This window comes from Cryobacterium sp. PH31-L1 (genome assembly GCF_030063145.1).
GTDB lineage: Bacteria > Actinomycetota > Actinomycetes > Actinomycetales > Microbacteriaceae > Cryobacterium.
Genome location: NZ_JASISM010000006.1, coordinates 110635 through 132314 on the forward strand (window position 1 = coordinate 110635; position 21680 = coordinate 132314).

At 66.0% G+C, this 21680-nt stretch carries 15 protein-coding genes and 1 tRNA gene; 10 read left to right on the top strand and 6 right to left on the bottom strand.

From position 1 onward, the window contains the following. Positions 1-13 precede the first annotated feature (13 nt). The gene (locus tag QMF22_RS13075) at positions 14-754 is read left to right on the top strand and encodes a ferritin-like fold-containing protein (RefSeq protein WP_283454294.1); all 741 of its coding nucleotides are present in this window, start codon (positions 14-16) and stop codon (positions 752-754) included. A 15-nt stretch (positions 755-769) separates the two neighbouring features. Here the strand turns inward: QMF22_RS13075 and QMF22_RS13080 are convergent, their stop codons facing one another. Together QMF22_RS13080 and QMF22_RS13085 are read right to left on the bottom strand one after the other, a co-directional pair. After that, positions 770-1078: a hypothetical protein gene (locus QMF22_RS13080; RefSeq protein WP_283454295.1), complete on the bottom strand. Its 309-nt coding sequence runs from the start codon at positions 1076-1078 to the stop codon at positions 770-772. Positions 1079-1083: 5 nt separating this feature from the next. Beyond that, on the bottom strand, positions 1084-1308 hold the full coding sequence (locus QMF22_RS13085; RefSeq protein WP_092108379.1) for a DUF3107 domain-containing protein: 225 nt from the start codon (positions 1306-1308) through the stop codon (positions 1084-1086). Positions 1309-1403: 95 nt separating this feature from the next. On the opposite strand from QMF22_RS13085, the gene QMF22_RS13090 reads away from it, so the two are divergent. Together QMF22_RS13090 and QMF22_RS13095 are read left to right on the top strand one after the other, a co-directional pair. Beyond that, positions 1404-4610, top strand: a complete 3207-nt coding sequence (locus tag QMF22_RS13090) for an ATP-dependent helicase (protein ID WP_283454300.1) — start codon at positions 1404-1406, stop codon at positions 4608-4610. Further along, the gene (locus QMF22_RS13095) at positions 4607-7981 is read left to right on the top strand and encodes an ATP-dependent helicase (RefSeq protein WP_283454302.1); all 3375 of its coding nucleotides are present in this window, start codon (positions 4607-4609) and stop codon (positions 7979-7981) included. The genes QMF22_RS13090 and QMF22_RS13095 overlap by 4 nt, the downstream gene beginning before the upstream one ends. Here QMF22_RS13095 and QMF22_RS13100 read toward each other — a convergent pair. After that, a complete protein-coding gene (locus QMF22_RS13100; protein WP_283454305.1) occupies positions 7864-9012 on the bottom strand; it encodes a phosphotransferase in 1149 nt (382 codons plus the stop codon). The genes QMF22_RS13095 and QMF22_RS13100 overlap by 118 nt on opposite strands. 86 nt (positions 9013-9098) lie before the next feature. Here QMF22_RS13100 and nudC point away from each other — a divergent pair, with 86 nt between their 5' ends. Both nudC and QMF22_RS13110 read left to right on the top strand, forming a co-directional pair. Further along, positions 9099-10070: an NAD(+) diphosphatase gene (gene nudC, locus QMF22_RS13105; RefSeq protein WP_283454307.1), complete on the top strand. Its 972-nt coding sequence runs from the start codon at positions 9099-9101 to the stop codon at positions 10068-10070. A 2-nt stretch (positions 10071-10072) separates the two neighbouring features. Beyond that, complete coding sequence (locus QMF22_RS13110; RefSeq protein WP_283454678.1) at positions 10073-11782, top strand: ATP-dependent helicase; 1710 nt, start codon at positions 10073-10075, stop codon at positions 11780-11782. On the opposite strand, the gene QMF22_RS13115 is transcribed toward QMF22_RS13110, so the two are convergent. The 3 genes from QMF22_RS13115 to QMF22_RS13125 all read right to left on the bottom strand — a co-directional run bounded on the left by QMF22_RS13115 (position 11673) and on the right by QMF22_RS13125 (position 15123). Further along, positions 11673-12518, bottom strand: coding sequence for a TOMM precursor leader peptide-binding protein (locus QMF22_RS13115; protein WP_283454309.1), 846 nt, complete (start codon positions 12516-12518; stop codon positions 11673-11675). The two genes, QMF22_RS13110 and QMF22_RS13115, sit on opposite strands and share 110 nt — an antisense overlap. Positions 12519-12658: 140 nt before the next feature. Beyond that, positions 12659-13669 carry an alcohol dehydrogenase AdhP gene (adhP, locus tag QMF22_RS13120; protein WP_283454680.1) on the bottom strand — a complete coding sequence of 337 codons (1011 nt, stop codon included), beginning with the start codon at positions 13667-13669 and terminating at the stop codon, positions 12659-12661. A gap of 152 nt (positions 13670-13821) precedes the next feature. Next, positions 13822-15123, bottom strand: coding sequence for a zinc-dependent metalloprotease (locus QMF22_RS13125; protein ID WP_283454684.1), 1302 nt, complete (start codon positions 15121-15123; stop codon positions 13822-13824). A gap of 210 nt (positions 15124-15333) precedes the next feature. Here QMF22_RS13125 and QMF22_RS13130 point away from each other — a divergent pair, with 210 nt between their 5' ends. From QMF22_RS13130 to QMF22_RS13150, 5 genes are all read left to right on the top strand, one after another. Continuing rightward, a complete protein-coding gene (locus QMF22_RS13130; protein WP_283454310.1) occupies positions 15334-16437 on the top strand; it encodes a YlbL family protein in 1104 nt (367 codons plus the stop codon). Between the two features lie 133 nt (positions 16438-16570). Next, positions 16571-19486, top strand: coding sequence for a UPF0182 family membrane protein (locus QMF22_RS13135; protein ID WP_283454312.1), 2916 nt, complete (start codon positions 16571-16573; stop codon positions 19484-19486). A gap of 219 nt (positions 19487-19705) precedes the next feature. Further along, a tRNA-Met gene (locus QMF22_RS13140) sits at positions 19706-19779 on the top strand. Positions 19780-19951: 172 nt separating this feature from the next. Next, positions 19952-20188: a helix-turn-helix transcriptional regulator gene (locus QMF22_RS13145; RefSeq protein ID WP_283454314.1), complete on the top strand. Its 237-nt coding sequence runs from the start codon at positions 19952-19954 to the stop codon at positions 20186-20188. Next, complete coding sequence (locus QMF22_RS13150) at positions 20185-21396, top strand: tyrosine-type recombinase/integrase (protein WP_283454316.1); 1212 nt, start codon at positions 20185-20187, stop codon at positions 21394-21396. Before QMF22_RS13145 ends, QMF22_RS13150 begins: the two co-directional genes overlap by 4 nt. The last annotated feature ends 284 nt before the right edge of the window (positions 21397-21680 follow it).

The window sequence follows — 21680 nt, forward strand, 5'->3', positions numbered from 1 at the left end:
CTAAACTAAGCCCGTGGTCACGTGGTTCGGTCGGCGCCCGCAGCGCAATGAAGCTCCCCGGCTTTCCGCCCGCGGGGCGATCCAGCCAACCGAAAAAGTGGACATCAGTTCCCTTGCTCCGGGTGTGCAGCATTTTCTCGGCCAGGCCGCCTACTGCGAGCTCGGCGAGTTCGAAGCCCTGGCCCGCGCGGTGGCGACCGCGCCGAACCTCGCCGTGAAGGAAGGCCTCAGCGCCGCCGCCGGTCGGGCCCTGAGCAAGCATCACGGCCTGATCACCGAGATTCGTCGCCGCGGGCACGAGCCGGCCACCGAGATGGCCCCGTTCGTCGCCGGCCTCGACGAGTTTCGCCGGAAGACGAGCGGTGCCGACTGGCACGAGCTGCTGCTGAGCTGTTACCTCGCCGGTGGTCTGCTCGACGACTTCTTCATCCGATTGTCGGATGGTCTGCCGCGCGACATCGGTCCGCGCGTGGCGCAGCTGCTCGGCGAGGATTCCGGCACCGACGTGCTCGTTCACCAACTGCAGACCGCCATCGAGAACGACGTCGCGATCGGCTCCAGGCTCGCCATGTGGGGTCGCCGACTCGTCGGCGACACCCTGCTCGTGGCCCGGTCGGCGATGCCGGCCGCCGACCCCGCAGCCGATCCCGGTACTGACCCGGGCGACGCCGCTGAGGCGCGCATCGAACCGGTCTTCACCGAGCTCATCGCCGCGCACACCCGCCGCATGGACGGACTCGGCCTCACCGCCTAGCGAGCGCCCCGAACGCTACGCGGTGTCGGGGGAACCGGTTTTGGCGAGGCTTTGCAGCATCCGCTGGTCGGCGTGAATGCGTCGCCGACTGATGACCAGGTTCAGCACAACGGATGCGGCAGCGGCGGCTCCGAGAGACACCCACCAGATCCACCCGCCGGCCCAATCCCAGCCGAGCCAGGTCAGCCCGACCCAGACGGCGGATGCCGCAACCGTTCCGATCGCCGGAACCAGCACCGAACCCTGGGTGGACCGCCCGGGCAGAAAATACCGCGCGGCGAGGCCGATGACCGCGCCGAAGAGCGCGACGAACAGCAGTTCCATGTGCGTTAAGCGACGAAACCGACGCGGCGCGACTCTTCGCTGCCGAGTTCGACGTAGGCCAGGCCCACGGTCGGAACGATGTAGACGCGACCCTTGCTGTCGCTGAGCTTCAGATAGCCGGTCTGACCGGAGAGGGCCGCCGCAACGGTCTCCTCAATCTCGGTCGCTGGCTGCGAAGTCTCAAAACCGATCTCCCGGGGAGAGTTGAAAATACCAATGCGAATATCCACCGAACTGCCTTTCGTAGCCGTGCGATCAGAGTACGTCAGAACGCAGACCAGCCCTGACCGATTTCACTGTCGGCGCAACCCGTTACCGTTGAAATGTGACCAACCCCGACCTTGATGCCGCCCAGCAGGCCGTTCTCGACCTCCCCGACGGGGTGAGTGCCGCGGTGATCGGCGCGCCAGGCAGCGGCAAGACCATGACGCTCGTCGAACTCGTGGCCGATCGGGTCTTGAACCGTGGCTATTCGCCGAGCGAGGTACTGGTGCTGGTGCCGACCCGTGCCGGTGCCACAGCCCTGCGCGACCGGCTCGCACTCCGCCTCGGTGTGCCCACCAACGGTCCGCTGGCTCGGAGCGCCAACTCGGTGGCCTTTCAGATTGTGCGTTCCGCCGTGGCCCAGGCCGGTGGCGCGGCACCCACTTTGCTCACCGGTGGCGAGCAAGACCAAATTATCGCCGAAATACTGCAGGGCCACCTCGACGACGGATCAGGGCCGGCCTGGCCGGCCACGCTCGGCGCCGACGTGCGCCGCCTGCGCGGTTTTCGCACCGAACTCCGCGATCTCATGATGCGAGCCGTGGAATACGGGGTGACCCCTGGCCAGCTCGAGCGTTTCGGCCTCGGTCGGCCGGAGTGGGTTGCGGCAGCCGAGTTCATTCGCGGCTACGAGGAGGCCAAAGACCAGGCTCGTCCCGGGCAATATGACTCCACCGAACTTGCCCGCTATGCCGCCGCGATCGTGGCCGGTTCCGAGGCGGGAAGGGCGGGCGTTGCAACGCTCGGTTCGCTGGCCGGCCTGCGCTTGATCGTGCTCGACGACGCCCAGGAAGTCACCCAGGCCACGCTCACCCTGCTCGCCCAGTTTCAGGCGCGCGGGGTAGCGATTGTCGCCGTCGGCGACCCCGACATCAGTACCGGTTCGTTCCACGGCGCACATCCGGATGCCCTCGGTAGCCTCGGCGCGTACCTGCGGCCCGGCCTGCCCGCAGAGAGCGGTCGGGTGGCCGCGCCGATCGTGCTGGAGAGCGTCTACCGGCACGGGGCCGGCATCCGCTCGGTCGTTCAGCAGATCACGAGCCGGATCGGGGCAGCCGCAGCGGGTACCCAGCGCCGCGCGGGAAGTGTCGAGGCGGCCGGCGTCGACTTGAACCGTACGGCGGCAGCGGCTGAGGCCCCGGCCGACCAATCCGTGCACACCGTCGTTGCGAGCAGCCCGGCCGATCAGCTCGCGCTGATCGCCCGACTGCTTCGCGAACGCCACGTGATCGACGACATTCCGTGGTCCCGCATGGCCGTGATCGTGCGCACCGGGTCGCTGATTCCCTCGATCTCCAAGGGGCTCGCGGCCCTCGAAGTGCCGACCCAGATTTCTACGGCGAGCAGCGCCCTGCGCGACGAGTACGCGGTGCGGGCCTTCATCCTGGCCCTCGAAGTGACCCTCGGCCGCAAGCCGCTTACCCCGGAGGCAGCGACCGATCTGCTGCGAGGCCCGCTCGGCGGGCTCGACCCGATCACCCTGCGTCGGCTGCGCGCCGCGCTGCGCCAGCAAGAACTGGCCACTGACAGCGCCGAACCGCGCAGCGCCGACGACCTGCTCGTAGCAGCCCTCCTCGACCCCGACCTGCTCCTCACCATCGACAACCGCACCGCCCGCCGTGCGGCCGGATGCGGAGCCAGCCTGCGCCAGGCAAGAATCGAATACGACGCCGGCGCCACCATCGAAGAACTACTCTGGGGCCTCTGGCAGCGCAGCGGCCTCGAGCGGGAGTGGAAAGAACAGTGCACCGGCGCCGGAATCGTCGCCGACGAAGCCAACCACAACCTCGACGCCGTCGTCGCCCTGTTCTCCGCCGCCCAGCGCTATGTCGAGCGCACGCCATCGGCCCCGCCGGTGTTGTTCCTCGAACACCTCGTCGACACCGACGTGCCCGAAGACACCCTCGCGCCGCGGGCGCTTGGCGCTGCCGTCATCGTCTCAACGCCGAGCGGCACCATCGGACGGGATTTCGACATCGTCGTGCTGGCCGGCGTTCAGGCCAACGTCTGGCCCGACCTGCGCATCCGCGGGTCGCTGCTCGGCGCTGGCGACCTGGCCCTGGTTGCTTCGGGACAGGGCGATACGGGGCTGGCCGGCACCGCGGCCCGCACCCAGGTGCTCCACGACGAGCTGCGCATGTTCGCCCAGGCCGCCAGCCGGACCACGACCGAACTGCTCGTCACCGCCGTGAGCAATGAAGAGAACGAACCCTCGGTGTTTCTGCGCCTGCTTCCCGCGCCTGAGCCCGACCTGGGCGTTGACGATCTTGCCCGCTACCCCCTGTCGCTGCGCGGCCTGGCCGGGCGGCTGCGCCGCGACCTGACCCGCGCCATCCGCTCGTCGGCCCGCACCGACACCGAAACGGCCACCCGGGCAGCGGATGCCGCGGCCACGCTGGCCCGCCTAGCCAGCGAAAACGTGCCCGGCGCCGCGCCCGACCAGTGGTACGGGCTGACCGACCCCAGCACCGTGCGCCCGCTCAACGATCCAGAGGCCGGCGATGATCCCGTGCGGGTCTCGCCGTCGCGCATGGCCGCTTTCGAAACCTGCCCGCTGCACTGGCTGATCGGCCAAGTCGGCGGTGGCAGCTCGAACACCGCAGCGAACCTCGGCACGATCATTCACAAGGTCATGGAAGACGCGACCGATCGCCGGCCCGAAGCCCTCTGGCAGGGCGTGGAGGCGCGCTGGAATGAGCTTGACTTCGACGCTGACTGGCAGTCGCGCGTGCAGAAGGTCGCAGCCAGGGAGCTCACCGACCGGCTCGCCTCCTACCTGCTCGATTTCGAACGCGGCGGTGGTGAGCTGTTGAGCGCCGAGGGCACCTTCAAGCTTGAGGTGAGCGGTGCCGTGCTCTCCGGCACCATCGACCGGGTAGAACGCCAGGCCGACGGCCGGGCCGTGATCGTCGACCTGAAAACCGGCAAGGGTGACGCGACCAGCGATGTCGGCGTCGCGGAGCATCCGCAACTCGGTGCCTATCAGCTGGCGTTCCAGGACGGCGTCATCGAGGGCGTGTCCGGGGATATTGAACTGGCCGGGTCCCGCCTGGTCATCGTCTCGTCCGGCACGGTCAAACAGAATTACCGCAATCCCACCCAGCCCGCCTTCACGCCGGAGCAGCTCGATGCTTTCCGCGAGCGGGTCGGTGCCGACGCGACGGGAATGGGTGGCGCCACTTTCATCGCCGAGATCACCTCGCACTGCCTCGACCCGCGGTCCCACGGGTCCTGCCGAATCCACGTCATCAAGCAGGTCAGCTCATGAGTCTCAGCACGACGATCACGACAATTTCGGCCCTCGACATCGCCGCGCAGCTCGAACTGCCGCCGCCCACCAGCGAACAGCAGGCGGTGATCGAGGCGCCACTCACTCCCACCCTGGTGGTCGCCGGGGCTGGCAGTGGCAAGACCGAGACCATGGCCAACCGGGTGCTCTGGCTGCTCGCGAACGGCCACGCCCGTCCCGACCAGATTCTCGGGCTCACCTTCACGCGGAAGGCAGCCGGCGAACTGGGCGAGCGCATCAACCGCCGCATCACCGAGCTCGACCGAGCTGGCCTCATGCCGATGATCGCCGGTTCCGATGACGCTGATGACCCCAGCGCAGCCGCGGGTTCCGACTTGTTCAACACCCCGAACGTCTCCACCTACAACTCCTTCGCCAGTCGTCTGTTCACCGACAATGCTCTGCTGCTCGGCCGGGAACCGGAGTCGGTTCTGCTGAGCGAAACGAGCGCCTGGCTGCTTGCCCGGCGGGTCGTCATCGAGCACGGCGACGGCCGGCTGGTGCCGTTCGGCAAGAGCCTCGATCAGGTCACCGACGCCGTGCTGCAGCTCAGTCGTGCCCTCGCCGAGAACCCGCCAGCCTGGCACGACGGCTCCCCGGGAGCGCCGCACGACCTCGCCGCTCTGGCCCAGAGTTTCGCCTACCTCCCCGATCTGCCCTACGGCAACCCGCGCAAGAAGAAGCCCTACGATTCGGCGGTCGAATCCCTGGCCGCAGTCGCACCGCTGCCGGTGCTCGCTGAACTCGCCGCCCACTACAGCAGCGAGAAGCGACGCCTCGGCCTGATCGAGTTCTCAGACCAGGTGGCCCTCGCACTTCAGGTCTGCCAAAAGGTCGATGCGGTCGTCGATCGCTACCGCGACCAGTACCGGGTGGTGCTGCTCGATGAATACCAGGACACCTCGGTGTTACAGACCGAACTGCTGCATACCCTGTTTCGTGACCACCCGGTCATGGCCGTCGGCGACCCGCACCAGTCCATTTACGGATGGCGTGGCGCCAGTTCCGCAAACCTGCTCGGCTTCGCGCATGATTTCAGCCCGGCAGCATCCGCCCCGACCATGTCGCTGTCGTTCACCTGGCGGAATCCTGCCCGCGTTCTGGATGCCGCCAACCTTCTCGTCGCCCCGCTCAGTGAAGCGCTGCGGGCCAAGCCGGGCAGAATCCAAGTCGAAACGCTCAAGGTGCCGGCCGGCACCAAGACAGGCGGCGTCGCCGCGGTCATGGCGCAAACCATCGCGGAGGAGGCTGGCGCCGTCGCCAATTGGTTCGCCGCCCGGCTGGTCGGCGACCACGGCCCCGCCGACTACAGCGGTGCCATGCTGTTTCGTGCCCGCCGCGAGATGGATTACTTCGCCGAGGTACTGCGAGCACACGGCGTGCGCGCCCACGTGCTCGGCCTCGGCGGGTTGCTCTCGACCCCGGAGGTCGCCGACGTCGTGAGCGTGCTGCGCGTGGTGCACGACCCTGCGGCCGGCAGCGAACTGGTACGCCTACTCAGCGGCGCCCGCTACCGGGTCGGCGCCCGCGACCTCGCGGCGCTCGCCGACGTGGCGCGCTGGCTGGCCGGACATGACTGGGCGCAGCAGGCCATCTCGGCCGATCTGCGGGGCAAGCTGCGGGCATCCGTCGCCGGCGACGAGGGCAGTTCCCTCGTCGACGCGCTCGATTTTCTCGGCACTGCGCCTGACTCCCACGGCCAGTTCGACGGGTTCAGCGAGCTGGGGCGCGCCCGCGTGCAATCGGCCGGGCGGCAGCTGGCCTGGGTGCGATCTCGCGCCGGCCTGCCGCTGCTCGATTTTGTGCGCCTGATCGAGCAGGAATTTCGGCTGGACATCGAACTGACCGCGAACGAGGCCAACGATCTCGGACTGGCCAACCTGTACTCCTTCCACGACACGGTTGCCGCCTTCCTCGACAGTGACGAGCAGGGCACCCTGGCCAGTTTTCTGCGCTGGCTGAAGCGCGCGGAGCTGCAGGACGACCTCGGCCCGCGCGCCGAACTCTCCGAACAGGGCACCGTGCAGCTGCTCACGATTCACGGCGCCAAGGGCCTGGAATGGGACTTCGTGGCTATCCCAAACCTGAACGAGAAGAGCCTCCCCGCGGCTGCTCGCGACACGAGCGGTTGGCTGCGTTTCGGCGAACTGCCCTACGGTCTTCGCGGCGACCGCTCCGAACTGCCCGAACTTGAGATCATCGGCCACGAGACCCAGCTCGACTACGAGCTGGCCTTCCAGACCTACAAGGCCGAGCTGGCGACACGGCACGACGACGAAGAACGCCGGCTCATCTACGTGGCCACCACCCGCGCCAAACGGGAGTTGCTGCTGACCGGCTCGTACTGGGGCCCCGGATCGACCATGCGGCGGCCCAGCCGCTACCTGACCGAACTCGCCGAGGCCGGTCTCATCCGCGCCATCCCTGACGCGAGCGACGAGGTCATCAAGCCGGAGTCTGCAGAGGACGGCACCGAACTGTGGCCGTTCGACCCGCTAGGCACCCGTCGCGCGCTCGTTGAAGCCGCAGCGACCCGCGTGTCGGGCAGCCAAGCGGATGCCCCCACTCGCTGGTCCCACGCGGTCACCCTGCTGCTCGAGGAGCGCGCCCTGCGGCTGGCCGGTGGCGCGGCGGCCCCCGTACCCACCCGCATTCCGGCCTCCCGGTTCAAGGATTACGTCGACGACCCGGCCGGAGTCGCCGCCGAGCTGCGGCGCCCGATGCCGCAGCGTCCCTATCGGGCCACGCGGCTGGGAACCCTGTTTCACTCCTGGGTGGAGAGGCGCGCCGGCGGTGCCACCGGCACCGACCGAGTCGATGCCGCACTGAACGAACTGGACTTCGGCATCGATGACGACGATGGCGGTACCGGCACGCTGAGTGACCTCGGCGTGCCCGAGCAGGAGCAGTTCGCGGTACTGCAGGCCACCTTCGAACGGTCCGAATGGGCCGATCGGGCGCCCGTGGACGTCGAGATTGAAATTCACCACGTACTCGGCGGCCAGGTTTTCGTCTGCAAACTCGACGCCGTCTACCAAACGCCGACCGGGTTTCAGGTGGTCGACTGGAAAACCGGGCGTGCGCCGAAGAACGCCACCGACCTCGAACTCAAGCAGACCCAGCTCGCGCTCTACCGGCTGGCCTACGCTCGTTGGAAGGGGATCGATCCGAGCATTGTCGACGCGGTGTTCTACTTCGTCGCCGACGATACCGTCATAGCCCCGGAGCGGCTCTACTCCGAGGCAGACCTTCTCGCCGCCTGGTCTGGGGCGATGACCCCGGTGCTCGACGAATCGTCCTCGGAGTCGTCGTCGGATTCGGAATCGATGGTCAGTCCCGAGAAGTTGTAGCTGTCGGTGTGCATCGCTGCGTGCTGGTCGTAATCCCGGGCGGCGCGCGGCATGTGGTCGAGCATGGTCTCCACGTCGTCGACGGTCATGATCGGGCCGGTTTCGGGGGAGAGCGGCTGCTGGGTGTGGCTGTGCACCGTGTCGACGAGCCCGTCGAGCATGGCGACGGCGTCATCGACGATGGACTGGTCGTGGCTGCTGGCGCCGTGCAGCAGCCAGCGGGCCAGCTCGAGCTCGGCGTAGAGCATGGCGCGCTGGGTTATGTGGGTATCGCTGCCCTGGCGTGCGTTCGAGTAGGCGTCGATCGCCAGTTCGGCAGCATCACCGCGCGCGGCAAGCAACCAGTTCAGGTCGCGGGCCGGGTCGCCGACGGCCAGGCCGGACCAGCCGAGAATGCCCGACACGGCGTCGTCGGTGATCAGAATGGAATCGGCCGACATCGACCCGTGAACCACGGCCGGTGCGAATTGCCACAGCGCATCATCGTCGGTGGCCTGTTCCCAGCGGCGCAGCAGTGCGGCGGGCAGGTAGCCGGTGTTGGCGGCGCGGTCGATCAGGTCTATCGCATCCTTGCGGCACTGTTCGGCGCTCTGCTGGGGAAGCCCGGCGGTGCCGATGAAAGCGCTCGGCAGCGAGTGGATCGCGGCGATGGCCCGCCCGATCGATCCGGAGACACCCTCGTGCCCGGTGAGGGCATCCGCATCGAAACTGTCACCGGCCAGAAGCTCGTAGACGACCGCGCGGGTGCCTTGAATCGGCGTCTGGCCGACATATTCCGGCACGTCGAACGGCAGCCGGCTGCGGTTGCCAGTGGTGAGCGCGCGCAGCGCCACGAGGTCGGCGGACTGCTCCGTTTCGGCCGACTGACTGGTGGGAACGCGAATGATCAGCGCCCGCCCGTCTTTGTCGATGACGAGCGCCGAGTCGAACAGTCCGTGCGCGCCGGCACTGTGCTTACGGGCGTAGGCCACGTCGAGCCCCGGAACAGCGGAGGTGGCTAACGCGGCTAGAGTGAGTTGAGTTCTGGCCATGCCTACTAGGTTAGATCGAATTACGCACCTGCTGGTTATTCGCCACGCCTCCACACCCACGTTCTCGCAGAGCTCGGAGATTCACCATGTCGTTCACTTTCACGACGCGGTTGCCGCTGTCTCGGCACGCGGTCGACCGCGATCACCTCAGCCGCGGCATTCCCGGCCTGTTCGACCAGCTCTGGGCTGATGCCACCACCCGCGTTCTGCCCGTCTGGAACGGCAAAATTCTGCTCGCGCCGACGGACCACACTGACGCCGTTCACCTCGCCCTGCTGCCGCCGACGAGCGTGGACAACGGTGGTGTGCGCGTCTACCTGGGTCGGTCGCTCTCGACCGACCTGCCCGAAGCTTTCGGGACCCAAATCGTCGCCGTGCAACTCGATGACGCCGCCGCTGTCGGCCTCGAGTCCGATTCGACGCGTTGGGTGAGCCTGCGCACAGTTGCGACCGTGCTGGATGATCGTGACGCTGGTCTTTTCACCGAGGCCCTCGGCCTGCTCAACTGGCACGCTTCGCACGCCCATTGCCCGCGCTGTGGCGCTGCAACTTTGGTCGAAGAGGGCGGTTGGGTGCGTCGCTGCCCGGTCGACAACAGCCAGGTTTTTCCGCGCACGGACCCCGCCGTGATCGTGCTCATCACCGACGCCGACGATCGCATTCTGCTCGGCTCCAACGCTATGTGGGAGAACAACCGATATTCGTTGCTCGCCGGTTTCGTCGAACCCGGTGAGGCTCTGGAATCGGCCGTGATCCGCGAAATGTTCGAAGAATCCGGCCTCCGGGTCACCGACCCGGCCTATGTCGGCTCGCAGCCGTGGCCGTTTCCGGCCTCGGTCATGTGCGGGTTCACCGCCCGGCTCGCCGACGACCAGCCGGCCCACGACCTGCTGCCTGACGGCGCCGAGATTCTGGCGCTGCGCTGGTTCAGCCGGCAGGAACTGCACGACGCAGGCGAGTGGATGCTGCTTCCCGGCCCGTCCTCGATCGCGCACGCCATGATCGAGCGCTGGCTCGGCGCGCCGCTGCCGGCCGCGACGGAACTGATCCGCCCGTGACGGTGACCGCCGATTCGTTACTGAACGGTCTCGACGAGCAGCAGCGGATCGCCGCCGAGGCGCTGATCGGCCCGGTCTGCATGCTGGCCGGCGCCGGAACCGGTAAGACCCGCGCCATCACACACCGCATCGCCCTCGGCGTGCTGACCGGTGCCTATGCTCCCAACCGGGTCATGGCGCTCACCTTCACGAGCCGCTCGGCCGCCGAACTGCGCGGTCGCCTGCGACAGCTCGGTGCCGGGGGAGTGGCAGCGCGCACCTTTCACGCCGCCGCGCTGTCCCAGCTGAACTACTTCTGGCCGCACGTCGTCGGCGGGCAGGCACCGCGCATCCTCGACGGCAAGGGGCGCATCCTCGGCCACGCCGCCGAAGCCCTGCACCTTAAAATTGACACCGCTACTCTGCGTGACCTCGCCGCCGAGGTGGAATGGCGCAAGACCAGCGGCCTGAGCATCGAGCAGTACGCGGCCGGCATCGCCAGACGCAGCCTGCCCGGTCGGCTCGATGTGGACCAGGTGGTCGCCCTGCAGCAGACCTACGAGAAGCTCAAAGACGATCGCAAACAGATCGACTTCGAAGACGTGCTGCTCGCCATGGCCGGAATGATCGAGGCCGAACCGTCGGTGGCACTGCAGGTGCGCGAACAGTACCGATTCTTCGTCGTCGACGAATACCAGGACGTCTCCCCGCTTCAGCACGACCTGCTCGCACTCTGGCTCGGGGACCGCCGCGACCTCTGCGTCGTCGGCGACGCCAGCCAGACCATCTACTCCTTCGCGGGCGCCCGCAGCGACTACCTGCTCGACTTTCCCAAACACTACGAAGACGCCACGGTGGTGCGGCTCGAGCAGAACTACCGGTCGACGGCGCCGATCGTGGCCACCGCCAATCAGCTGATGCGCGGCCGTTCCGGCGCGCTCACCCTGCACGCCGCACAGTCCGACACCGGTCCCGATCCGTCGGTGCGCGGCTATGCCTCCGATATGGCCGAGGCGCGCGGCGTCGCCGAGCAGATTCTGCAACTCATCGACACCGGCACCAAACCCGAAGACGTGGCCGTACTGTTCCGGGTCAACGTGCAGGCCGCGCTGCTCGAAACGGCGCTGACCGAGGTGGGCGTGAGCTACCAGATTCGCGGGGCCAAACGGTTCTTCGACCTGCCAGAGGTGAAGCAGGCGGTGATGAGCCTGCGCGCGGCATCCGTTTCAATCATCGGCGAACCACTGTTCAAATCGGTCAGCGACGTGCTACGGTCGCTCGGCTGGAGCCAGACGGCGCCGGAAACCCGCGGTGCGGTACAGGCTAGGTGGGAATCGCTCAATGCCCTCATGGGGCTGGTCGACCAGGCCCCCCCGGGCACCACCTTTCGCCAGTTCACCGACGAGCTGATGGAACGCCAGGCCGGCCAGCACGAACCCACCGTATCGGCCGTGACGCTCGCCACGATGCACTCGGCCAAGGGCCTCGAGTGGGACAACGTATTCGTGGTCGGGCTCAGCGAAGGTCTCGTGCCGATCAGCTACGCCAGCACCTTCGATCAGATCGACGAGGAACGTCGGCTGCTCTACGTCGGCATCACGCGGGCCCGCCGCCGACTCGCGCTCAGCTGGTCGTCCTCTGGGGTGCAGGCTCGCGCGCCTCGGGAACGGTCCCGTTTTCTGCAAGAGCTTGGCAGCCGCACCGCTCGTGCAGCCGGTGCTCGCTCGGCGTGACGGAGCCGGTGACGGCGTCGATGCTCAACGACCGGGCGAACACCACTGACCGCCCCGTCTCCAGGCGATCCTGCACGAGCCCGGCCACTCGGGCGGCCACCTCAAAACTCAGCCTGGGCGTTTCACTCGGAGCCTGCCGCGGGGCCAGCTGGCAGGCCATCGCCGGCCACGCCGGATCGTTGTCGACGTGTGCCAGTTCCAGGCAGGTCAGGCAGGGCCCCTGGCCCGGTTCGACCAACGGCCCGACCCGCGCCGCACTGTCGCTGAACACCACCGGAAGGTGCGGAATGTCACGGCGCAGCCAGTGTCCGTGACGTTCCGGTGAGAACACGTACTGCCCGACCAGCACGGCCAGGTCGGGTTCATCGCCGGGCAGCGGATCCTCGATGCCGAGGTTGGCCAGCAGGGTACGCACGCGCAAAGCGGTCGGCCCGACACCGTCGACGAGCACAGTGCGGGGCAGCGGCGTGACCTTGGGTTCTGCATCGTCCGGCACGTACAGCAGCGCCGGTTCGAGCAGTTCAAGCAGGTGCGTCACCTCCGCAGCGGATGCCCCGGCGAGGGTTCCCAGCAGCATCGCACCCGATCGATGCACCCCCGCAGTGAGGGCTGACAGCACGGCTTCATGGGCGAGGGTGAGCCCACCGATCGTGACGATGGCCTGGTCGACACCGAGTTGGACGCAATCCGGTGTGCGCCAGACCAGTGGGTATCGAGGGTTCAGTCGGAGGGCCATGCCGACATGATGACGCACCTGGCCAGAACGCGAAGAAGTTATCCACAGGCACACCAGAGGTGCGGGCGCGACCACGCTCGAACATTGGGATTCGAACGTGTCCGCAGCCCGCACCTCAGTGCAGATCGTGGTGGGGCAATCTAGTAGCGGATGACCACGCGACCGTCGATCTTGCCGTGCTTCATCTCGTCGAGTACCTCGTTGACCTCGTCGATGCGGCGTTCAGAGACCGTGGGGTGAATCTGGCCGCGCGCGTAGAACTGCAGGGCTTCTTCCATGTCCTGACGGGTACCCACGATGGAGCCGCGAATGGTGAGGCCTTTGAGTACGATGTCGAAGATCGGGGCTGGGAAATCTCCCGGCGGCAGGCCGTTGAAGACGATGGTGCCGCCACGACGGGTCATGCCGATGGCCTGGCCGAAGGCGGCCGGGTGAACCGCGGTCACGAGTACGCCGTGCACTCCGCCGGTGGCTTTCTGAATTGCGGCGACCGGGTCGCCGTCGAGGGCATTGATCACGAGTTCGGCGCCGTGCTTGCGGGCGAGCGCGAGCTTATCGTCGGCGATGTCGACGGCGGCTACCCGCAGGCCCATCGCCTTGGCATACTGCACGGCGATGTGACCGAGGCCGCCGATGCCGGAGATGACGACCCACTGGCCCGGACGGGCCTCGGTCATCTTGAGGCCCTTGTAGACGGTGACGCCGGCGCACAGCACCGGGGCGATTTCGATCGGGTCGGCGCCGTGCGGAATGCGCACCGCGAAGCGGGAGTCGACGAGCATGTACTGCCCGAACGAACCGTCGACGCTGTAGCCGCCATTCTGCTGCGCTTCGCACAGGGTTTCCCAGCCGGTACGGCAGTACTGGCAGCTGCCACACGCGCTCCAGAGCCAAGCGTTGCCGACCAAGTCGCCGACAGCGAGGTCATCGACACCGGCGCCGAGGGCGACGACCTCACCGACACCCTCGTGGCCGGGAATAAACGGCGGGCTCGGCTTGACCGGCCAGTCGCCCTCCACGGCGTGCAGGTCGGTGTGGCAGACACCGCTGCTGATCAGTTTGACCAAGGCCTGGCCGTGGCCGGGGGTTGGAACCGGAACCTCATCGATGGTGAGGTTCTGGCCGAACTCGTGCACCACGGCCGCGTGCATGGTCGTAGGCACCCGGGTGGATTTTTTCGTATCGCTCTCGGTAATCGTCATTGCCAAACTCCTTCGTTTGGGACATTTCGTCCGTTGCACGACGGTAGATCAGCAAAGGTTGCCGCAACGTTGCGACCCCACCTGAAGGGTAGAAGAGTGCTCTATTCCTCGTGCGGGCGCTCGGCACCGTCATCGCGCAGCAGGTCTTCGAGGGCCTGGTCGACGTCGTCGAGCACGTCGGGCTCTCCGCGAGCCGCACTCGTGAGGCGAGCAACGAGCTGCTGGGGATCGTCGATGTCCTGCTCGGTGGGCAGCAGGTCGGGGTGCGCCCAGAGCCCGTCGCGCGCTTCGTTACCCACGGCATCCGTCACGGCCTGCCACATGGCAGCGGCCTCCCGCAGGCGGCGCGGGCGCAGCTCCAGACCGACGAGGGTCGCGAAGGCGGATTCGGCCGGACCGCCGGAAGCCCGGCGGCGTTTGACCGTCTCGGCGATGGCATCCGCTTTGGGCAGCCGGATGGTGGCTCGCGCGGTGACGACGTCGACCCAGCCTTCGACCAGGGCGAGCATCGTTTCGAGGCGGGCCAGCGCTGAAATCTGCGACTCGTCCTGTTGCTGAATGAGCGAGCCGTCGACCATGGCCTGTCGCAGGTCTTCCGGGTTCGACGGGTCGAAGCTTCCGGCGAGTTCTTCGAGCCGGCTGGAGTCGATACTGATTCCGCGCGCGTACGCGGTGACCGCGCTGGTCAGGTGCAGGCGCAGCCAGCGGGCGTGACGAAACAGGCGGGCGTGGGCGATCTCGCGCACGGCCAGGTAGATCTGCACCTGGTCGGCTGGAACGTCGAGGCCGTTGCCGAAGTCGGCAACGTTCTGGGGGAGCAGAGCGGCCTGCTGCTCGCCGAGCAGCGGAATGCCGACGTCGCCGCCGCTGACGACCTCGCTGGCGAGCTGGCCGACGACCTGGCCGAGCTGCATGGCGAACAGGGTACCGCCGATGCTGCGCACGAGCTGGCTCGCATTGGCGACCATGCCCTGCATCTCCTCCGGCACTTGCTCGGCGAAGACTCGGGTGAGAGAGTCGGAGATGCTCGTGGCGACGGGTTCGGCCAGCTGCGTCCAGAGCGGCATGGTCGCGGTGACCCATTCGCGGCGGGTCATCAGGCGTGGTTCAAGGGTCAGTTCGGCCACGGAGATGACGTCATCGAGCCAGAGCGCCGCAATGTGAAAGGCTTGGCGCAGCTGGGTCTGCTGCTCATCGGTCGCCGTGAGCTGGCCGTTGGCCGCTCGCTGCTGGCCCTGGGTCAGCGCAATCTGCCAGTCCACGCCGGTGCCTTGCGAGTTCATGGCACCCTGGAGCTGTTGCATGAGGGCGGCTACGCTGGCCGGGTCGTTCGGCAGGCCGGCAGCACCAGCAAGCTGGCTCGGGTCGATTCCGCTCTTGCCGCTCAGAATGTCGCGCAGCATGTCGCGAAACTCGTCGCTCGGCTCGTTCGGGTTCTGATCGTTCGGGGGTAGGGAGTCGTCGGCCACTTCAGGCCCCTCTCAGTTGCATACTTCTACGCTAGTGCGAGTAGCCCGCTCGGGGCTGGGAAATATCCTAGGCTGAAGGGCTTGCTGTGCGCCCGTCGCGAACACGACCAGTAACCAGAACAGAACCAACACGGAAGGAGCACGGTGGCTCTCTTCACCGATGACTCACCGGCACCCACCAGTGCACGGCGCCGGCGCCCATCGATCGGCTGGATGGCGCTGTTGATCGCCCTCGTTGCCGGGGTGATTCTCGGCATCATGCCGGCCCCCTACGTCATCGAGAAGCCAGGGCCAGTCTTCAACACCCTCGGCTCTGCCACCGACGCCGATGACGTCGAAACGCCGCTCATCACTATCCCCGACGAGACGGTCTACCCGACCAAGGGCACGCTCGACCTGCTCACGGTGTCGTTGCTCGGCAATCGGGAGAACCGCCCGAGCTGGCTCACGGTGGCCGGAGCCTGGCTCGACCCGAGCGAGGCAGTACTGCCCATTGATCAGGTCTTTCCCGAGAACGTCAGCACCGAGCAGCGCGACGCGCAGTCCAGCGCCGACATGATAAATTCCCAACAGGATGCCATCGCTGCCGCACTCACGCACCTCGGCTACGACTATCCCACGATGGTCTCGGTGGTCAGCCTGCCCGACGGTTCCCCCGCTGCGGGCATTATCGAGCCCAAAGACCAGGTGACCGCGGTCAATGGTACGGCGGTGGACAACGTTGCCGAACTGCGTGCTGCGTTGCAGACCAGCGGGGCCGACAAGGCGGCTAGCGTCGACATTGTGCGGGCCGGGGTTGCCCAGACCGTCTCGGTCACCCCGATCGATAGCAAGGGCACCGTCGTGGCCGGAGTCAACGTTTCGGTCGCGTACGACTTTCCGTTCGAGGTGCAGATTCAACTCGACAAGGTCGGCGGTCCCAGTGCCGGCATGATGTTCGCGCTCGGCATCATCGACAAGCTCACCCCCGGTCAGCTGCAGGGCGGCGAAAACGTTGCAGGGACCGGAACCATTGACCAGTCCGGCGCGGTCGGTCCGATCGGCGGCATCCAGCAGAAACTGCACGGCGCGCTGGAGAGTGGGGCCACCTGGTTCCTGGCCCCCAGCGATAACTGCGACGAGGTGACCGGAAATATCCCCGACGGTCTGACCGTATTCTCGGTGTCGACGCTCGATCAGGCGCTCACGGCTCTCGACGGAATCAAGACCGGCGACACCAGCGACCTGCCGACCTGCCCGGTCAAATAACGAAACAGTGTAGTCCCCTGAACGACTGGCAGTGATGACTCTCTCAGGGGCGCCTAACTAGGATGGAGGCTGACCCTGATCATGTAGTCAATGATCACCCTGTACCCAACGACTGAGCGCAAGAGGCCAATTCGTGAGTTCATCAGCAGCCGACAACGCCCCACGGCGCAGCCGAGCCCCGCTAGCAATCACCGCAGCAATTATCGCAGGGCTGGTGATCCTGTTCTTTATCTTCGCCGGACTGTATACCGATGTGTTGTGGTTCGACCAACTCGGGTTCCTTAACGTGCTGACCACCCAGTGGATCGCCGGCACCGTGCTGTTCCTGATCGGGTTTGTCGCCATGGCCGTACCGGTGTGGGTGAGCATCCAATTGGCCTACCGCCTGCGCCCGGTCTACGCGAAGCTCAACTCGCAGCTCGATCGCTACCAGCAGGTCATCGAGCCGCTGCGTCGCCTCGCGATGTACGGTATCCCCGCACTCCTCGGCCTCTTCGCCGGCGTGGCTGCTGCCACCCGTTGGCAGACCGTTCTCATGTGGCTCAACCGCACCGAAACCGGGCGCGTTGACCCGCAGTTCAACTTCGACATCTCCTTCTACCTGATGGACCTGCCGTTCTACCAGGCCGTGCTCGCCTTCGCATCCGCTGTGGTGCTCATCGCTGCTCTCGTCGCGGTCGCGACCAGTTACCTGTACGGCTCCATTCGGGTGTCCGGTCGTGAAGTCCTCATCTCCAAGGCCGCTCGCGTTCAGATCGCCGTCACGGCGGCCCTGTACCTGCTGCTGCAGGCCGTGAGCATCTGGTTCGACCAGTACTCCACCCTGACCAACCAGGGCACGCTCATTACCGGCGCCGGCTACACCGACGTGAACGCGACCATCCCCGGCCGCGCCATTCTCGCCGGAATCGCCGCCGTCGTTGCCCTGCTCTTCATTCTCACGGCCATCATCGGCCGCTGGCGCCTGCCGGTCATCGGCACCGCGCTGCTGATCGTGTCGAGCCTGCTGATCGGTTCGCTCTACCCGTGGGTGGTCGAGCGTTTTCAGGTGGAGCCCAGTGCCAAGGCGCTCGAAGCGCCGTACATCGAGCGCAATATCGACCTCACTCGGGACGCCTACGGCGTTGCGAACATCGAAGAGATCGCCTACGACGCGAAGACCACGGCTGAGCCGGGCGCCCTGCGCGCCGACGCCGCGACCACCGCGAACATTCGTATTCTCGACCCGGCCCTGGTCAGTGACTCGTTCGGGCAGCTTGAGCAGTTCCGCCAGTACTACCAGTTCCCCAACAACCTCGACGTCGACCGCTACATGATCGACGGCGAGTCGCAGGACACCGTCGTTGCTGTGCGAGACCTCAACCTCGACGGCCTGAACACTGGCAACACTTGGGTCAACTCGAGGACCGTCTACACCCACGGCTATGGTGTGGTTGCTGCTTACGGCAACCAGCGCTCGGTCGACGGGCAGCCGGTGTTCCTCGAATCGGGCATTCCCACAAGCGGTGCGCTCGGTGACTTTGAACCGCGCATCTACTTCGGCGAAACTTCACCGGAATATTCGATTGTCGGTGCTGAAGAGGGCAGCAAGTCAATTGAACTTGACTACCCATCCGGCACAGAGGGTGCGGGACAGACCTACACGACGTTCAGCGGCGACGGCGGACCGAAACTCGACAACGCGTTCAAGAAGCTCATCTACGCGCTCAAGTTCCAGTCGGAGCAGATTTTCTTGGCCAATTCGGTCAACGACAAGTCACAGATTCTCTATGACCGTGATCCGGTCACCCGTGTGCAGAAGGTCGCGCCGTACCTGACCCTCGACTCCGACGCCTACCCATCGGTCGTTGACGGTCGCGTGAAGTGGATTATTGATGGATACACGACATCGGCAAGCTATCCGTACTCGACCCCAGTTAGCCTGAGCGACGCCATCGCCGACACTCAGACTCCTGCCCAGCCGTATGCGCTGGACAGCATCAACTACATGCGAAACTCGGTCAAAGCCACCGTCGATGCCTACAGCGGCGAGGTCACCCTCTACGCCTGGGACGACAAAGAGCCCTTGCTGCAGACCTGGCAGAAGATCTTCCCGTCGACGCTCAAGCCCATGAGCGAGATGAGCGGCGATCTCATGAGCCACGTTCGCTACCCGGCTGATCTGTTCAAGGTGCAGCGGGCCATCCTCGGCCAGTACCACGTCACCGACCCGGGTTCGTTCTACTCCAAGGACGACGCGTGGATCTCGCCGAACGACCCCGACTCGCCCGCAGCCAACCCCACCTTGCAGCCGCCGTACTACCTCACCATGCAGGTACCAGGGTCGGACAAGCCGTCGTTCTCGATGTACTCCACTTTCCAGCCGGAAGCGACCGGTGAATCCAGTCGTAACGTGCTCTACGGCTACCTCGCTGTGGACGCCGACGCCGGATCAGTGGACGGTGTCAGGGCGGATGGCTATGGCCAGCTGAGACTGCTCAACCTGCCCAAGGATGGCACCGTGCCCGGCCCCGGCCAGGTGCAGAACGTCTTCAACGCCGACCCGACTGTGTCGACCGAGCTCAACCTGCTTAGACAGGGGTCCTCGACCGTGCTGAACGGTAACCTGCTGACCCTCCCGGTCGGTGGCGGACTGCTCTACGTGCAGCCTGTTTACGTGAAGTCAACCGGTGAGACCAGTTACCCGCTGCTGCAGAAGGTGCTCGTGGCCTTCGGCGATCAGATCGCGTTCGAAGACACCCTGAACGGCGCCCTCGACGTGTTGTTCGGCGGCGACTCCGGTGCGACTGCGGGTGACACGGCCGTGCCCGACACGGCGGCCACTGGTGGCACGACAGGTGAGACGCCGGCCACGGGCACTGATGTGCCCAGCACGTCGACCGGCGATCCGGCAACGGATGCTGAACTCAAGTCGCTGCTCGCCGTCGCCAAGACTGCGCTCGCCGACAAGGCAACCGCACTCGCCGCCGGCAACTTCGCCGACTATGGCACGGCAGACGCCAAGCTCTCCGAGACGATCGCGAGCATGCTCGCCCTGCTCGGCGAGTAAGTCAGACCCGCGCACAGGCTGCAAGCCCTCACCCGTCTTGGGTGGGGGCTTGCAGCCTGTGTGCGCTGCGCCACGGGCGGGGGCGTTGAACATTTTCCTTGCGGCGAGCTACTCCATGGTGTTTGATGCCAGTAGAGACGCAGATTCGGTGCCCAATTGGCGATATCAACGCAAAGTGGTCGACCGAACTTTCAGGGTGTGCTAAATTTGTACTTGTAGCGCGGGGTGGAGCAGTTCGGTAGCTCGCTGGGCTCATAACCCAGAGGTCGTAGGTTCAAATCCTGCCCCCGCAACTAAAAAGTCCAGGTCAGTTAGGTTTTTCGGTCCCTCATGAGGGAGTGAAAAATGACAGACTCGGCGCAAACTCGGCGCGGCCCATGGTCGCGCCGAGTTTTTTTGTCCCCGCGCCAGGTGCGCCTTGGACCACCTCGGCAACGTTCGGGATGGCTCGCGCACCTGTTGTGTATGGACACCCTGCACACGTTCCCCGGACTCGAGCCGGTGCTGACGACCAGTCAACTCGCCGCCCACCTTGGCGTCCCCGTCCAGACCATTCACGATCTGCGCCACGCCCACCGCGGTCCGCGGGGTTTCCGGGTGGGCCGCGAGATGCGCTACCGCCTCTCCGAAGTGCAGCACTGGGTCGAAGCCATGGAATCGGAAGACCATGCCGCCGACTTCGCCGATGGCGCCCGACGATGACCGGGCGTGACCGGCTCGAGATCGGAACCTACGGAGACATCAACACCACCCGCATGCCCAGCGGCAACATTCGAGCCGAGGTTCGGTATCGGGACGGCGACGGCGCCGTGCGCAAGGTGACGACGACTGCGGCGACCGTCAGGGAAGCCAAGCAAAACCTGCGTACGAAGCTCCAACGGCGCAATGCTGCCACGGGGTTTGGTGACGAGCTCTCCCCGGAGAGCACGGTGACCGAGCTCGCCGCAGCGTGGCTGGCAGATGTTCAGGTGCGCTCCGATCTCGCCGCCGGAACGAAGGACCTGTACCGACGTGAACTGAACAGTCTCGTGCTACCTACCTTCAAGTCGTTCCGGCTGCGGGAGATCACAACCGGGCGGCTGGATCAGTTTCTCAAGGGGCAGACGAAGGTCTCCTACGCGCATGCCCGGCACAGTCGCGTGGTGCTCAACCTCATGTTCAACTACGCGCTGAGACAGGACGCGCTGCACCACAATCCGGTGCGTGGCACGACCCGCCTCAAGCCGCCGACGAGCAAGCCGGTCGCCCTCAATCTCGATCATTTGCACGAGGTGCGGCAGGCGGTGTCGTCGTGGCGCAGCGGGCCTGCTGTTAGCGGACCGCGGCCCGATGGTCAGGTCAAGGACGTGATCGAGGTGATGCTCGGTACCAGCGACCGCATTGGAGAGGCGCTCGCCCTGCGCAAACGAGACATCAACGACACCGTGGTTCCCATGCAGGTGACCGTCGCGGGCACCCTGGTGGTCATCAAGGGAAAATCGGTCTACCGCCAAGACCACCCAAAAACATCAACATCGACTCGAACACTGCAGGTGCCAGATTTCACGGCCGAGGTATTGCGACGTCGACTGGCCCTCCTTGAGGACGAGCACGACGACCACCTGGTCTTCTTCACTCGGGTCGGGACGCCGTTGTCGCCCTACAACGTGCGGCGAACTCTGCGCAAAATGCTCGCCGATGCCGGGCTCTCTCATTTGAAAGTCACGCCGCATACGTTCCGGCGTACCGCCGGCACTGTGATTGCCCGTGCGACCGACGCGGAGACCGCTGCCGAGGTTCTCGGAAACAGCCCCGAGATCGCGAAGAAACACTACATCGAACCGGAGGAGCCGGCGCCCATTGCTACTCCCGCGCTTCTCCTGGGGGTACTTGCTCCGCGCATTGCACCCATGCGGGCGGCACAGGACTGATTCCGTCAGGTGATGAAGCTGCGCCTGAGCACTAGCAGCGAATCCGTTCAGAGTTGTGGCTGCGCTCCTCGGTTTTGCCATGACTACAGTGAGGAGGGTAACGCGGCAAGGAGGTTCTGTGACGTAGTTATAGGAATCGAGGCGCCGCGACATCCGGTGAGTTCTCACCAAATGCTGATGAAGAGTGAGACATCTTGTATTTCCAGGGTTGTGCGACAGCCAGAGCTCCCGAGGGTTGTCCCGTATGACGCTCGTGAGCGGGGTTTCCTTACGGGCCAGGAAAA

What these genes read in the sequence shown, in the direction of transcription:
- adhP (WP_283454680.1), bottom strand. Translation starts at nt 13,669, where the DNA reads ATGCACGCGGCCGTGGTGCACGAGTTCGGCCAGAACCTCACCATCGAT.
- nudC (WP_283454307.1), top strand. Translation starts at nt 9,099, where the DNA reads ATGTCGTTCACTTTCACGACGCGGTTGCCGCTGTCTCGGCACGCGGTC.
- QMF22_RS13145 (WP_283454314.1), top strand. Translation starts at nt 19,952, where the DNA reads ATGGACACCCTGCACACGTTCCCCGGACTCGAGCCGGTGCTGACGACC.
- QMF22_RS13150 (WP_283454316.1), top strand. Translation starts at nt 20,185, where the DNA reads ATGACCGGGCGTGACCGGCTCGAGATCGGAACCTACGGAGACATCAAC.
- QMF22_RS13125 (WP_283454684.1), bottom strand. Translation starts at nt 15,123, where the DNA reads ATGCTGCGCGACATTCTGAGCGGCAAGAGCGGAATCGACCCGAGCCAG.
- QMF22_RS13100 (WP_283454305.1), bottom strand. Translation starts at nt 9,012, where the DNA reads ATGGCCAGAACTCAACTCACTCTAGCCGCGTTAGCCACCTCCGCTGTT.
- QMF22_RS13095 (WP_283454302.1), top strand. Translation starts at nt 4,607, where the DNA reads ATGAGTCTCAGCACGACGATCACGACAATTTCGGCCCTCGACATCGCC.
- QMF22_RS13080 (WP_283454295.1), bottom strand. Translation starts at nt 1,078, where the DNA reads ATGGAACTGCTGTTCGTCGCGCTCTTCGGCGCGGTCATCGGCCTCGCC.
- QMF22_RS13115 (WP_283454309.1), bottom strand. Translation starts at nt 12,518, where the DNA reads ATGGCCCTCCGACTGAACCCTCGATACCCACTGGTCTGGCGCACACCG.